The sequence below is a fragment of the Halanaerobium salsuginis genome (assembly GCF_900114545.1).
GTDB lineage: Bacteria > Bacillota > Halanaerobiia > Halanaerobiales > Halanaerobiaceae > Halanaerobium > Halanaerobium salsuginis.
The window spans coordinates 1-13,250 of the sequence record NZ_FOTI01000024.1 but is presented as its reverse complement, the minus strand read 5'-3'; the positions used below and the strand labels follow the sequence as shown (position 1 = coordinate 13,250).

Below are 13,250 nucleotides of genomic sequence, written 5' to 3'. Positions count from 1 at the left end.
AAGATGCCTAAAAGAGAAGATATAAAAAAAGTAATGGTTATTGGTTCAGGACCAATTATTATTGGTCAGGCAGCAGAATTTGATTATTCCGGGAGCCAGGCCTGCCGCGCTCTCAAAGAAGAAGGTTTAGAAGTTGTCCTGGTTAATAGTAATCCAGCAACTATCATGACAGATGAGAATATGGCAGACCGAGTTTATATTGAACCACTAACAGTAGAGAGTATAATTGAAATTCTTAAAAAGGAAAATCCCGACGGGTTAATTCCTACTCTGGGTGGGCAAATTGCTTTAAATCTGGCAATTGATCTGGCTGAAACTAATATTTTGGCTGAATTAGATGTAGAATTGCTGGGAACTCCAATCAATACAATTCAAAAAGCGGAAGATAGAAACACTTTTAAAGAATTAATGACAGAAATAGGAGAGCCTATACTTGATAGTAAGATTGCTGAAAATATAACAGAAGCAGCTCAAATAGCAGCTGAAATTGGATATCCTGTTATAGTAAGACCCGCTTATACTATGGGAGGAACTGGGGGGGGAGTTGCTGAAAATATAGCTGAATTAAAAGAAATAACTGCCCGGGGTTTTAAACATAGTTTAATTGGTCAAGTTTTAATAGAAAAAAGTATTAAAGGCTGGAAAGAAATAGAATATGAAGTAATGCGGGATGCGTCAGATAATTGTATAGTAGTTTGTAATATGGAGAATTTTGATCCTGTTGGTGTGCATACAGGTGATAGTATAGTAGTAGCACCGAGTCAAACTTTAAGTGATAAAGAATATCAAATGTTTAGAAGTTCTGCCCTTAAAATTATTAGGGCACTCGGTATTGAAGGTGGATGTAATGTCCAGTATGCACTTGATCCAGCTAGTTTTAAATATTATATTATAGAAGTTAATCCCCGGGTAAGCCGGTCAAGTGCTTTAGCTTCGAAAGCTACTGGATATCCAATAGCCAAAGTATCTGCCCGAATTGCGCTTGGCTATCGACTTGATGAAATAGAAAATGCAATTACAGGTAAAACAACTGCCTGTTTTGAACCGGCTCTCGATTATGTAGTTTTTAAAATACCGCGGTGGCCATTTGATAAATTTCAGTCTGCTAATCGTGATCTCGGTACTCAGATGAAGGCTACAGGAGAAGTGATGGCAATTGCCCGGAATTTAGAAGCGTCTATTCTAAAAGCAGTACGTTCACTGGAAATTGATCGCTATGGCCTTTATCTGCCCGAACTGAATAGTTTAACTGAAACTGAACTAGCTCAGCGTTTAATTGAAGTTGATGATGATCGGTTATTTATTATTGCTGAAGCTTTTCGTAGAAAATGGTCAGTTGCTAAAATTCATCAATTAACTAAAATTAGTACTTTCTTCTTAGCTAAAATAGCAAATATTGTTAAGTTAGCAAATAAATTGGCTCAGCCAGATAAAAAATTGGCAGATCAACCAGCTGTATTTAAAGAAGCTAAAATAAAAGGATTTTCTGATCAAGAGATTGCTCTTTTAAGTGGACAATCACTGGCTGAAGTTAGTGCAATTAGGGATAAAATGAATTTAAAACCAGTTTATAAAATGGTTGATACCTGTGCAGCTGAGTTTGAAGCAGAAACTCCCTATTATTATTCTTCTTATGAGCAGGAAAATGAGGCATTACCAACTTCTACGCCTAAGGTAATGGTTATTGGTTCTGGTCCTATTAGAATTGGCCAGGGAATTGAATTTGACTACTGTAGTGTTCATTCTGCCTGGTCATTAAATGAAGCAGGTTATGAGTCAATTATAGTTAATAATAACCCTGAAACAGTAAGTACAGATTTTGATACTTCCGATAGATTATATTTTGAACCTCTTACTAGTGAAGATATTCTACATATAATTGAAGTTGAAAAACCAGTAGGAGTTATTGCACAATTTGGCGGTCAAACTGCAATCAATTTAGCTCAACCATTAGCAGAAGCAGGAGTTAAAATTCTTGGAACTCAGGTTGATTCCATTGATTTAGCAGAAGATAGAGATAGATTTATAAATTTGTTGCATCAGTTAGATATACCTGTACCAGCTGGCAAAGTTGCTGCTTCAGTTGCTGAGGCAGAAAAGATTGCAGCAGAAATTTCTTATCCAGTTTTAGTAAGACCTTCTTATGTTTTAGGAGGAAGAGCAATGCAGGTAGTATATAATAAGCTGGAATTAAAAGAATATATGGAGAATGCTGTTAAAATTTCACATGACCGTCCTGTACTGGTTGATAAATATTTGACCGGGAGTGAAATTGAAGTTGATGCGATTTCAGATGGAGAAACAGTTATTATTCCTGGAATTATGGAACATGTCGAAAGAGCTGGTGTTCATTCTGGTGATAGTATTGCAGTCTATCCTCCTCAGCACCTAAGTTCTAGTTTGCAGCAGACCATAGTAGATTATACAATTAAAATAAGTCGTGCTTTAAAAATTAAAGGGGTAGTAAATATTCAATATGTAGTCAGCAATAAGCAGGTTTATGTAATTGAAGTTAATCCCCGTTCCAGTCGGACTATACCTTATTTAAGTAAAGTTACTGGTGTCCCAATGGTTGATCTAGCAACTAAAGCTTTGCTGGGAGAAAAATTAAACGAACTTGGTTGGAAGAATGGTTTAGTTGGTGAAAAGGGACATGTAGCAGTTAAAGTTCCAGTCTTTTCATTTTCTAAATTGACTAGAGTTGATACTAATTTAGGACCAGAAATGAAATCAACTGGAGAAGTACTTGGGCTGGCAGATAGTTATGAAAAAGCGCTTTATAAAGGACTTATTGCTGCTGGTCTTAAAATCCCCCGGCAAGGAACTATTCTAGCTACTATAGCAGATAAAGATAAAGCAGAAGCTATAGATTATATCAAGCAATTTGCTGAGCTGGGTTTTAAAATTACTGCTACTGCTGGAACAGCAGCTGCTCTTAGTAAAGCTGGTTTGACAGTAAAATCAGTGAAAAAAATAGATAATGGCTCTCCTAATGCTTTAGAATTAATTGCAGATGATCAAATTGATCTTGTAGTTAATACCTTAACTAAGGGTAAAATACCAGAGCGAGATGGTTTTAAAATTAGGCGTCATGCGGTAGAAATGGGAATTCCCTGTTTAACATCACTTGATACTACGCGAGCTCTTTTAAAAGTTTTAACAGAAATGGAAAAAGGTAATCAGATTGAGTATAAAGCTTTACAGGACTATGTAAAATGATTAAAGCTGCTGTCAGTTTAATTTCTGGCAGCAGCTTTTTTATTGCAAATAATAGTTGACTTAATTAGTTATTTCTGATATTATTATTTAAAATAAAATAATTAATTATTCTTTTAAATTAGTCCAGAGAGGCTAGTAAGGGAAAATATAGATTTTAGCAACCTTCTTACTTGTCTTAAGAAGGTTATTTTTTTGTTAAGCTAAATTATGTATGCTCCCGCAAAGGAGGTAAGTAAGTTTGAATAAATCAGAGATGAATGTAAAAAAAGAATTAATTGATGCAGCTGCCATGGAAAGAGCAATTACTAGAATTGCTCATGAAATTCTTGAAAAAAACAAAGGCACAGAAGATCTGGTTTTAATTGGAATTAGAACTAGAGGAGTTCCGCTTGCGAATAGGTTAGCTGCTAAAATAGCTGAGATAGAGGGACTCAAGCCAGCAACTGGAATTCTTGATATTACTCTTTATCGGGATGACCTTTCTACTGTTGCTCAGCAGCCGATTGTTCATCGTACAGAAATCCCTTTTGATATTACTGGTAAAAAAGTTGTTTTAGTTGATGACGTTTTATATACTGGTCGGACGGTTAGAGCTGCTTTAGATGCATTAATTGATCTGGGGCGACCACTTCAAATCCAGCTAGCAATTATGATTGACCGTGGCCATAGAGAACTGCCAATTAGAGCAGATTTTGTCGGCAAAAATTTACCGACTTCGCGCCGGGAAGTAGTTGATGTTAATCTGGCAGAAAGTGATGGTCAAGATAAAGTATTATTGCTTGAAAAAAATTAAATTAAGCTATTGCTTACTTTAATTAAGAGTTTGAAAATCTAAAAATTGAATAAATGATTTTCCTTTAAATTAGCCCAGTGAGGCTGATAAGGAGTTTATTAGTAGTCAGGTTTAGATTTAAATTAGTTAACTAATTTAAATTAGATTACCTAATATATTTTTTAACTCTCTGTCAGTTTAACTGGCAGAGAGTTTTTTGTTTTAAATTATATTTAAGAGATTATTAAAATTTTAGGGAGGAATAATATGAGTTTAATTAGTACAACAGAAGCTAATTTTAAGCAATTAAAGCAGGATGGGATTAACAAGAAGAGGTTATTTATTTTATCATTACAGCATATGTTTGCCATGTTTGGCTCAACTGTTTTAGTTCCTGCATTAACTGGTTTAAATCCTGCTGTAGCCCTATTTACATCAGGTCTGGGAACTTTAATTTTTCATTTAATTACAGGAGGTAAAGTACCTGCGTATCTTGGCTCTTCATTTGCTTTTATTGCTCCAATTATTGCTGCTCAAGAACAGTTTGGCCGGGATGGAGCTATGCTGGGGATTATTACAGTAGGTGTTGTTTATGCACTAATGTCACTTGTAATTAGACTTTTAGGCACTGATTTTTTCAGGAAATTATTACCACCTGTTGTAGTCGGACCGGTTATTATTACTATTGGTCTAGGCCTGGCACCTACAGCTAAAGATATGGCTTCTGAACATCTTTTAACTGCTTTTATCACTCTTGCAATAGCAATTTCTATTAGCGTTTTTGCTAGAGGGATTTTTAAAGTAATTCCAATTTTAATTGGAATTATGGGAGGCTATATATTTGCAATCTTTATGGGGCTGGTTGACTTTACTCCGGTAATTAATGCTGCCTGGTTTGCTCTACCTAAATTTTCTCTACCAGTGATAGATGGTAACTTAAAAGCAATATCCCTAGTAGCACCAATTGCTCTGGTAACGATGGTTGAACATTTAGGTGATGTGCTGGCAATTAGTTCAACTGTTAATAAAGATTTTATTAAAGAGCCAGGGCTGCATCGAACCTTACTTGGAGATGGAATAGCTACTCTTGTAGCTGGTTTATTTGGCGGACCTCCTAATACAACTTATGGAGAAAATGTTGGAGTATTAGCTTTGACTAAAGTTTATAATCCATTAATTATTCAGTTAACTGCAGTAATTGTAATTTTATGTTCTTTTGTCCAGAAGATTGGAGTTTTAATTAGAACTATTCCAAATGCTGTTATGGGAGGGATTGTCTTTCTGCTCTTTGGGATGATTGCTTCGATTGGCCTAAGAACTCTGGTTGAAAATAAAGTTGATCTATCTCAAAATAGAAATTTAGTTATTGTTTCAGTAACCTTAGTAGTTGGAATTTCTAATTTAGCAGTTAAAGCTTTTGGACTCGAGTTTTCTGGGATGGGCTTGGCTGCTCTAGTTGGCATAATCTTAAACTTACTTTTGCCGGTTGAATCAGACAAGCAAACAGCAGTAGAGGTAGAAGTTGAAAAGTCAAAAGTTAAAAGAAAAGTAAATAAATCAGAACTAAATAGTTCAGAGCTGGGATATGAGAGTAATTAATAATTGATTGAGCAGTTTAAGTAGTTGAGGAGGATACAAAATGAGTTTAACTAAAAAAGACTTTTTGGGCCTTTATAATAGTTCAGCCGCTGAAATTGAAGAAATTTTAAATACTGCTGTTGCAATGAAAGATGTTTTAACTAGAAGTGTAAAAAAAGTACCTACTCTGCGTGGTAAAACTGTAATTAATCTTTTTTTTGAACCAAGTACCAGAACAAGATTTTCTTTTAATCTAGCAGCCAAAAGATTAAGTGCTGATGTAATGAATATTAATAAATCAGCCAGCAGTATTGTTAAAGGAGAAAGTCTGCTGGATACAGCCCGAACGATGGAAGTAATGGGGGCAGATGTAGTTGTAATTAGACATAGTGCAGCAGGAGCTGCACAATTTTTAGCTAAAAATATTAGGGCAAGTGTTCTAAATGCTGGTGATGGAGCTCATGCTCATCCAACCCAGGCTCTGCTTGATATGTATACTATTCGTGAAAAGTTAGGTAAAATTGAGGGAGTTAAAGTGTTAATTATTGGAGATATCGCTCATAGCAGAGTAGCAAGATCTAATATCTGGGGATTAAAAAAGTTAGGAGCTAAAGTTAGTGTAGCTGGTCCGCAGACATTAATTCCTCTGGAAATAGAAAAGATGGGAGTTAAAGTTTATACAGATCTTGATCAGGCTTTGCAAGAAACTGATGTAGTTAATATTTTAAGAATTCAATTAGAACGTCAGGAAGCAGGCCTTTTCCCATCCTTGCGTGAGTATCGAGAAATATATGGAATGAATGAAAAACGCTTAGATAAAATAGGTAAAAAAGCTTTAGTTATGCATCCTGGACCAATGAATAGAGGTATTGAAATTGAGAGTTCAGTTGCTGATAGTCAGCAGTCTGTAATTACCGAACAGGTACGAAATGGAGTTGCAATTAGAATGGCACTGCTTTACCTTTTAGCAGGTAGGGAGGCAAATAATGAACAGATTAATTAAAAATGCTATGGTATATGATGCTCAAAATGATAAACAGGGTAAATATGATATTTTAGTAAATAACGAAAAAATAGCGGCAATTGAACCACTAATATCAGATTCTGGCATCAATAATTTAGAAGTAATTGATGCAGCTGGTAAAGTAGTTATTCCGGCTCTAATCGATATCCATACGCATCTTAGAGAACCAGGTTTTGAAGAAAAAGAAACAATTAAAACTGGGGCAGAAGCAGCAGCAGCGGGAGGATATTCGGCAGTAGCAGCTATGCCAAATACTAGTCCTGTAGCAGATAATCCAGCTGTAATTGAACAGCTTAAACTAAAAGCTGCTAAAGCAGCAGTTAGAATTTATCCAATTGGTAGTATAACCCAGACCAGCCAGGGAGAGAAACTTTCAGAAATTGGAACATTGGCCCGGGCGGGGGCAAAAGCACTTTCTGATGATGGTAATCCAGTCATGAATTCAGAAATAATGCGGCGAGCAATGGAGTATGCAGCTGCTTTTGAGCTGCCAATAATTGATCACTGTGAAGATAAAAATCTTTCTCGAGATGGAGTTATGCACGAAGGCTATTATTCAACAATTTTCGGCCTGCAGGGAATTCCTGCAGCTGCAGAGGAGATAATGGTAGCTCGAGATATTATCTTAGCTGAAATGACTGGTGTTCACCTTCATTTAGCTCATTTAAGCACTGCTGGAAGTTTAAATCTAGTTAAAGAGGCCAGAGCCCGGGGAGTTAAGTTAAGTTTTGAAGTTACACCTCACCACCTTCTGTTAACTGACCAGGCAGTAAAAGATTATGATCCTGTTATGAAAGTTCATCCACCCCTGCGTTCCGAAAAAGATAGGCAGGAACTTGTTAATGCTTTAAAAAACGGGGAAATAGATATTTTAGCTACTGATCATGCTCCTCATACATATGAAGATAAACTAGGTGAATTTGATTATGCAGCTTTTGGTATTTCAGGTCTGGAAACTGCTTTAGCTTTACTTTATGATAATTTTATTAAAACTGATTTAATTAACTGGGATGATCTATTAAGAATGTATTACTATAACCCAGCTCAAGTTCTTGCTATTGAAGCAGAAGGATTAAAAGTTGGAGCAAGAGCTGATTTCTTAATTTTTAATCCAGAGCATAATTGGACTATTGATAAAAATAAATTTAAATCAAAAGGTAAAAATACTCCTTTTAATGGTTGGCAGCTTTCTGGGAAAAATGAAATGACTTTTGTAGCTGGTAAACTAGTTTATGATGATCGGGAGGGAAGAAATGAAATTATTTATTGATCAACTACAGGAAAAAATGATAGCAAAGAATTCCAGAATTTGTGTTGGCTTAGATCCGCACCTTGAATTATTACCTGAGACAGTGCTCGATCCTGAACTTTTGCAGGATCAAGCAGCAAATCAAGTAGAAATTGCAGCAGCAGTTCTGAAGTTTAATCAGGATATTTTAGCTGCAGTAGCCGATTTTACAGCGGTAGTTAAACCACAGATTGCTTTTTATGAGAAGCTTGGCTCAGCTGGCTTTAAAGTACTCAAAAAATTAATAAAAAAAGCACAAACAGAGGGCCTGCTTGTCTTATTAGATGCAAAGCGAAATGATATTGGATCAACAGCAGCAGCCTATGCAGAAGCTTATTTTGCTAAAGAAACTGCTGCTGATGCGATTACTATAAATCCTTATTTAGGTAGAGATGGTATCTTGCCTTTTTTAAAAAATAAAAATAAAGGCGCTTTTGCTTTATTAAGAACTTCCAATCCTTCTGCAGTTGATTTACAAGATTTAAAATTAGCAAACGGTAAGCTGTTTTATCAAGCTGTTGGTGATTTTCTGGCAGAATTAGGTGAGCCTTATCTAGGGGAATGTGGTTATTCTAATTTAGCAGCTGTGGTAGGCGCTACTTATCCAGCTGAGTTAGCTGCAATCAGAAAACAACTGCCGCAAACATTCTTTTTGATTCCTGGTTATGGTGCTCAGGGAGGCGGAGCCTTAGATATTAAAGCTGGTTTTGATAGTCAAGGACAGGGAGCAATTATAAATTCTTCACGAGGTATAAATTTTGCTTATAGAGCAGCTGCTTATAAAAATTATGGAGCAGAAAATTATGCTGAAGCAGCTCGAGCAGCTGCCCGGGAAATGCGGACTGAAATTAATGCAGTTCTTAGTCTAAAATAAAGCTAGTCAACTTTGCTAATAGTTGAGCGAAAAAAGTTAAATTTCAAAACTAGCTCTAACAATTTTGAAGGCTGGTTATGAGGAGGAAAAGATGTTTAAAATAATAGCTAATCGACTTGTTGGCCCTAAAATTTATGAAATTATTATAAAAGCTGATAAATTAATAGAACAGCCGCAGCCAGGTCAATTCTTTAATCTAAAAGTTAATAAACTAAAAAGCAAAGATCCTTTTTTAAGACGTCCCTTTAGTGTTTTTGATTTTAATCCAGTTAGTCAGCAGTTAACTTTTGTTTATCGAGTAGTTGGGCGGGGAACAGAGATTTTAAGCAGCTTTAAAGTAGGAGATAGCCTTGATTTGCTTGGTCCGCTGGGCAAAGGTTTTACTCTACCAGAAAACAAAAAAAGTCTGCACTTAATTGGTGGGGGAATTGGAATTGCCCCTCTTTATTATCTAGCTAGAGTTCTTGCTGATCAACAGCAGTTAAGTATCTATTTAGGTGCTGAGACTAAAACAGAACTAAACTTTTTTCAGCAGAAGTTTAGTGAATTAAAATGTTCAATTAAGCTAACTGCAATGGCAGAAAAACTTGATTTTAAGGGAACTGCTTTACAGCTCTGGTTAAAAAATTTACCTGCTAATAAAGCGGACTTCATTTATGTATGTGGTCCTGAAAAAATGCTGCTTGCTGTAGAAAAAGAAGCTTTAGCAAGGAATATAGATGGGGAATTATCGGTTGAAAAAAGGATGGGTTGCGGAATTGGTATCTGTCTTTCCTGCAGCTGTCAGAGTGTAGAATCACCTCTAACTAGAAAACGTGCCTGTATTGAAGGGCCAGTTTTTAAACTAGGGGAGGTAGAGTTAGATGAATAAGCAACAATCAGCAACTGATTTAACAGAAAAAATTGATCTAGCTACTGTTTTAAAAGCAAAGAATGGCTCTCATTTAAAATTGAAAAATCCTTTAATAACTGCTTCTGGAACCTGTGGTAATGGTCATGAGTTAGCTAAATTTTTTGACCTTAATCAGTTAGGAGCATTTACTACTAAGGGTATTACTCTGCAGGCTCAGCCAGGCAACAAAACACCGCGTATTGCAGAAAGTGCTGCTGGTATAATCAATTCAATTGGACTTGAAAACCCTGGTGTAGATCAATTTATTGCTAAAAAACTTCCTGAAACAGCTCAGTATAATCTACCCATTTTAGCTAATATTTCTGGTTATCAGGCCGATGATTTTGTCAATATAGCAATTAAATTAGCTGAACAAAAAGAGATTAGTGGTCTAGAAGTTAACTTATCCTGTCCTAACATTAAAGGTGGGGGAATGATTTTTGGCACCGATCCTGAAAATGTTTTTCAAATCACCAGAAAGATTAAGCAGGTTTATCCAGGTTATATAATTGTTAAACTGACACCAAATATTACTGATATAACTACAACTGCTCTGGCAGCAGAAGAAGCTGGGGCAGATGCTGTAGCCTTAATTAATACATTAAGTGCAATGAAAATCGACATTGAAAAGCAAAAACCATTACTGGCCAATACTTATGGGGGGCTATCTGGTCCAGCAATTAAGCCAATAGCTGTTAAAATGGTTTATCAGAGTTATCAAAAATTGACAATTCCAATTATTGGTTTGGGAGGAATCTGCTCAGGAAGTGATGTAATAGAATTTTTGCTGGCAGGTGCTACAGCAGTTGGTCTGGGCAGTATTAACCTGAGAGAGCCAGCTGCAGCTTTACGAATTTTGGCTGAAATTAAAGATTATTTAAAAAAACATCAGCTTAATAAACTAAGTTCATTAATTGGAGCTGCTCATCAGTAGCTATCTTATACGAGGAGTGATTTAATATGAAAAAGAAAGAAATTAGGCAGCTGTTAGAAGCAACAAATGTAATTCAACAGGGACACTTTGTTTTAAGTTCTGGCAGGCATGCAGATATTTATATGCAGTGTGCAAAAGTTCTTCAGCATCCCAACCATGCAGCAAAATTAGCAGCAGAAATAGCTGTTAAATGGCAGGGCCAAAATATAGATTTAGTTATCGGTCCAGCTCTGGGAGGAGTTGTTTTGTCTTATGTAGTAGCAGAACAACTTGGAGTTCGTTCTTTATTTAGTGAACGAAAAAATGGAGAAATGAAAATTAGGCGGGGTTTTGAACTTAATGCAGGTGAAAAGGTATTAGTTGTTGAAGATGTCGTTACAACTGGGGGATCAGTTAAAGAATTATTAGATCTTTTAGAAAAAATGAATGTTGAGATTGTCGGGATTAGTTCTATTGTTGATCGCAGTAATGGCCTGGTTGAATTTAACTATCCTTTTAAAGCACTGCTGCCGATTGATATTAAATCTTATAAAGCTAATCATTGTAAATTATGTCAAAAAGAAATCCCGATCACAAGACCGGGAAGTAAGGAAAATTGAATTATTTAAGTTTAAGCTTTCATCATTTTATGGTGGAAGCTTTTTAATTTTTCACGAAGTTCAGACGCTTCAGAAGCGGTTAATCTAGTTGTCTTAAGAATTTCAGCTGGAATACAACGTGCTTTCTGGCGTAATTCTAAACCTTTTTTAGTTAAACTAACTAATACAACTCGCTGATCCTTAATCGATCTCTTTTTGCTCAAATAACCACTTTTAATAAGTTTTTTTACTAAAGGTGTTAGAGTTCCAGAATCTAAAAAAAGCTTTTGTCCCAGTGATTTAATGGTGATTTCTTTTTCTTCCCAGAGTACCAGCATAGTTATATATTGAGTATAAGTTAAGCCTAATTCGTCTAATAAAGGTCGATAGAGATTAACTATGGCCCGGGAAGCAGCATATATGCTAAAACAAAGTTGATTATCGAGCTTAAGTTCTGGTGGAGTCTTTTTTTTATTCTCATCAGTTTTCATTTAACTACCTCCCTATTTAAAAATTAAATTTAAAGTAATGATTTAATCCTGGCTTCCATTTCTTCAGGTTCAACTGTTGGTTCAAATCTATCTACAATGTTACCATCTTTATCAATTAAAAATTTAGTAAAATTCCAGCGAATTTCATGATTTTCTAAATAAGATGGATAGTGTTCAGTTAAAATTTCTTTTAGTTTTGCTGACATTTCTTTGTCTTCTTCAAAACCATGATCAGGTGCATTTTCTTTTAAATAATTAAAGAGAGGGTGAGCATTTTCTCCATTAACTTCAACTTTAGCAAATAGGGGAAAAGTTACTCCATAGTTGATTTTACAAAATTGTTTAATTTCTTCGTTATTGCCTGGATCTTGTTCTAAAAATTGATTACAGGGGAAACCGAGCACTTCAAAACCGGCTTCATTATGTTCTTGATATAATTTTTCAAGTCCTTCGTATTGAGGTGTAAATCCACATTTACTTGCTGTATTAACAATTAATAATACTTCTCCTTTGAAGTCAGCCAGCTTTTTTTCCTGGCCATTATTAAGTTTAGCTTTAAAATCATAAATATTCATTTTAATTCCTCCTAATTTAATTTGATACAATTTAATTTGATACAATCAATATACCACTTTTAAAAAAAATTGTCAACTTTAAATTTATAATGAATAATTATTGACTACTCAGAAAACAGTTTGCATTTTTGAAGATTAAAATTTATAATTAGAAAAGAAAGGAGTAGTGATATAATGCAAAATTATAATTTTGTTCATTCTTGTATTCGAGTTATGGATCTTAAAAAATCCATAAAATTTTATGAAGATGCTTTAAATTTAAAAGAAACTTGTCGTAAAGATTTTCCAGAAGCTAAATTTACACTGGTTTATTTAACTGACCAGGCAGAAAGTTTTGAGTTAGAACTAACTTATAATTATGATCAAGAAGAACCTTATACTATTGGTAATGGTTACAGTCACATTGCTGTTAAAGTTGCTGATTTAGAAAAGTCTTATCAGCGTCATCAGAAAGCTGGTTATCAAGTTGGAGATTTAAAAAGTTTAACTGGTAATTCAAATAGCTATTATTTTTTAACTGATCCAGATGGTTATCGAACTGAAATTATAGCTAAATAATTTAAAGTACCATAAAATTACAAAATAATAGTTTTTATTAGATCCATAATCTGTATAGATTATGGGTTTTTTTATAAAACTTAACTTGATATTAACTTTTCTGCAATCTTCTGCTAATAATTATTGGTTGTATAATTAATGTTGTGAAGAAAAAACTGTAAATCTAAAAATATCTAAATAAAAAAGGCATTTGCCTGGCTCCGTTGAATTAAATAGTTACAACACCAAAAATTCAATAAAGGAGTCAAGCAAATGCATAATAATCTTATCACAGATTTAATGGATTTACCAGACCTAGTTGCAACAGATTTAATTAAAACGGAGGAATATTTAGTTTTTGTAGCTGACTATAAAATAGATCATGTTAAATGTCCTGTCTGCGGCAAAAAAGCAGAAAAGATTCATGATAGAAAAACTCAAATGATTCAGGATACTTCTCTTCGAGATAAAAAAACAGTTATTAGACT

General features: G+C 34.7%; 13 protein-coding genes. 11 read left to right on the top strand and 2 right to left on the bottom strand.

What is annotated here, in order from left to right:
* The first annotated feature begins 3 nt into the window (after window positions 1-3).
* From carB to pyrE, 9 genes are all read left to right on the top strand, one after another.
* Complete coding sequence (gene carB, locus BMZ74_RS08670) at window positions 4-3,219, top strand: carbamoyl-phosphate synthase large subunit (protein WP_089861850.1); 3,216 nt, start codon at window positions 4-6, stop codon at window positions 3,217-3,219.
* Between the two features lie 253 nt (window positions 3,220-3,472).
* The gene (gene pyrR, locus BMZ74_RS08665; RefSeq protein WP_089861874.1) at window positions 3,473-4,012 is read left to right on the top strand and encodes a bifunctional pyr operon transcriptional regulator/uracil phosphoribosyltransferase PyrR; all 540 of its coding nucleotides are present in this window, start codon (window positions 3,473-3,475) and stop codon (window positions 4,010-4,012) included.
* A 246-nt stretch (window positions 4,013-4,258) separates the two neighbouring features.
* Window positions 4,259-5,590, top strand: coding sequence for a uracil-xanthine permease family protein (locus BMZ74_RS08660; RefSeq protein ID WP_089861849.1), 1,332 nt, complete (start codon window positions 4,259-4,261; stop codon window positions 5,588-5,590).
* A 40-nt stretch (window positions 5,591-5,630) separates the two neighbouring features.
* Complete coding sequence (locus BMZ74_RS08655; RefSeq protein ID WP_089861848.1) at window positions 5,631-6,572, top strand: aspartate carbamoyltransferase catalytic subunit; 942 nt, start codon at window positions 5,631-5,633, stop codon at window positions 6,570-6,572.
* The gene (locus tag BMZ74_RS08650) at window positions 6,556-7,863 is read left to right on the top strand and encodes a dihydroorotase (RefSeq protein WP_089861847.1); all 1,308 of its coding nucleotides are present in this window, start codon (window positions 6,556-6,558) and stop codon (window positions 7,861-7,863) included. Before BMZ74_RS08655 ends, BMZ74_RS08650 begins: the two co-directional genes overlap by 17 nt.
* On the top strand, window positions 7,847-8,755 hold the full coding sequence (gene pyrF / locus BMZ74_RS08645; protein WP_089861846.1) for an orotidine-5'-phosphate decarboxylase: 909 nt from the start codon (window positions 7,847-7,849) through the stop codon (window positions 8,753-8,755). Before BMZ74_RS08650 ends, pyrF begins: the two co-directional genes overlap by 17 nt.
* 91 nt (window positions 8,756-8,846) lie before the next feature.
* Window positions 8,847-9,626 (top strand): dihydroorotate dehydrogenase electron transfer subunit, encoded by a 780-nt coding sequence (locus BMZ74_RS08640; protein WP_089861845.1) that lies wholly within the window; start codon window positions 8,847-8,849, stop codon window positions 9,624-9,626.
* On the top strand, window positions 9,619-10,581 hold the full coding sequence (locus BMZ74_RS08635) for a dihydroorotate dehydrogenase (RefSeq protein ID WP_089861844.1): 963 nt from the start codon (window positions 9,619-9,621) through the stop codon (window positions 10,579-10,581). The genes BMZ74_RS08640 and BMZ74_RS08635 overlap by 8 nt, the downstream gene beginning before the upstream one ends.
* A 26-nt stretch (window positions 10,582-10,607) precedes the next feature.
* Window positions 10,608-11,180 carry an orotate phosphoribosyltransferase gene (gene pyrE, locus BMZ74_RS08630; protein WP_089861843.1) on the top strand — a complete coding sequence of 191 codons (573 nt, stop codon included), beginning with the start codon at window positions 10,608-10,610 and terminating at the stop codon, window positions 11,178-11,180.
* An 11-nt stretch (window positions 11,181-11,191) separates the two neighbouring features.
* Here the strand turns inward: pyrE and BMZ74_RS08625 are convergent, their stop codons facing one another.
* On the bottom strand, window positions 11,192-11,650 hold the full coding sequence (locus BMZ74_RS08625; protein ID WP_089861842.1) for a MarR family winged helix-turn-helix transcriptional regulator: 459 nt from the start codon (window positions 11,648-11,650) through the stop codon (window positions 11,192-11,194).
* A 29-nt stretch (window positions 11,651-11,679) separates the two neighbouring features.
* Window positions 11,680-12,225 carry a glutathione peroxidase gene (locus BMZ74_RS08620; protein WP_089861841.1) on the bottom strand — a complete coding sequence of 182 codons (546 nt, stop codon included), beginning with the start codon at window positions 12,223-12,225 and terminating at the stop codon, window positions 11,680-11,682.
* 174 nt (window positions 12,226-12,399) lie between these two features.
* Here BMZ74_RS08620 and gloA point away from each other — a divergent pair, with 174 nt between their 5' ends.
* A complete protein-coding gene (gene gloA, locus BMZ74_RS08615) occupies window positions 12,400-12,783 on the top strand; it encodes a lactoylglutathione lyase (protein WP_177181406.1) in 384 nt (127 codons plus the stop codon).
* A gap of 252 nt (window positions 12,784-13,035) precedes the next feature.
* On the top strand, window positions 13,036-13,250 hold a 215-nt coding region (locus BMZ74_RS08610), incomplete at its 3' end, for a transposase family protein (RefSeq protein ID WP_177181383.1).

Excerpts from the sequence above, each read along its gene's own strand:
- carB (WP_089861850.1), top strand. The coding sequence starts at position 4 with ATGCCTAAAAGAGAAGATATAAAAAAAGTAATGGTTATTGGTTCAGGA.
- BMZ74_RS08650 (WP_089861847.1), top strand. The coding sequence starts at position 6,556 with ATGAACAGATTAATTAAAAATGCTATGGTATATGATGCTCAAAATGAT.
- gloA (WP_177181406.1), top strand. The coding sequence starts at position 12,400 with ATGCAAAATTATAATTTTGTTCATTCTTGTATTCGAGTTATGGATCTT.
- BMZ74_RS08635 (WP_089861844.1), top strand. The coding sequence starts at position 9,619 with ATGAATAAGCAACAATCAGCAACTGATTTAACAGAAAAAATTGATCTA.
- pyrR (WP_089861874.1), top strand. The coding sequence starts at position 3,473 with ATGAATGTAAAAAAAGAATTAATTGATGCAGCTGCCATGGAAAGAGCA.
- BMZ74_RS08620 (WP_089861841.1), bottom strand. The coding sequence starts at position 12,225 with ATGAATATTTATGATTTTAAAGCTAAACTTAATAATGGCCAGGAAAAA.
- BMZ74_RS08660 (WP_089861849.1), top strand. The coding sequence starts at position 4,259 with ATGAGTTTAATTAGTACAACAGAAGCTAATTTTAAGCAATTAAAGCAG.
- pyrF (WP_089861846.1), top strand. The coding sequence starts at position 7,847 with ATGAAATTATTTATTGATCAACTACAGGAAAAAATGATAGCAAAGAAT.
- BMZ74_RS08640 (WP_089861845.1), top strand. The coding sequence starts at position 8,847 with ATGTTTAAAATAATAGCTAATCGACTTGTTGGCCCTAAAATTTATGAA.
- pyrE (WP_089861843.1), top strand. The coding sequence starts at position 10,608 with ATGAAAAAGAAAGAAATTAGGCAGCTGTTAGAAGCAACAAATGTAATT.
- BMZ74_RS08625 (WP_089861842.1), bottom strand. The coding sequence starts at position 11,650 with ATGAAAACTGATGAGAATAAAAAAAAGACTCCACCAGAACTTAAGCTC.
- BMZ74_RS08655 (WP_089861848.1), top strand. The coding sequence starts at position 5,631 with ATGAGTTTAACTAAAAAAGACTTTTTGGGCCTTTATAATAGTTCAGCC.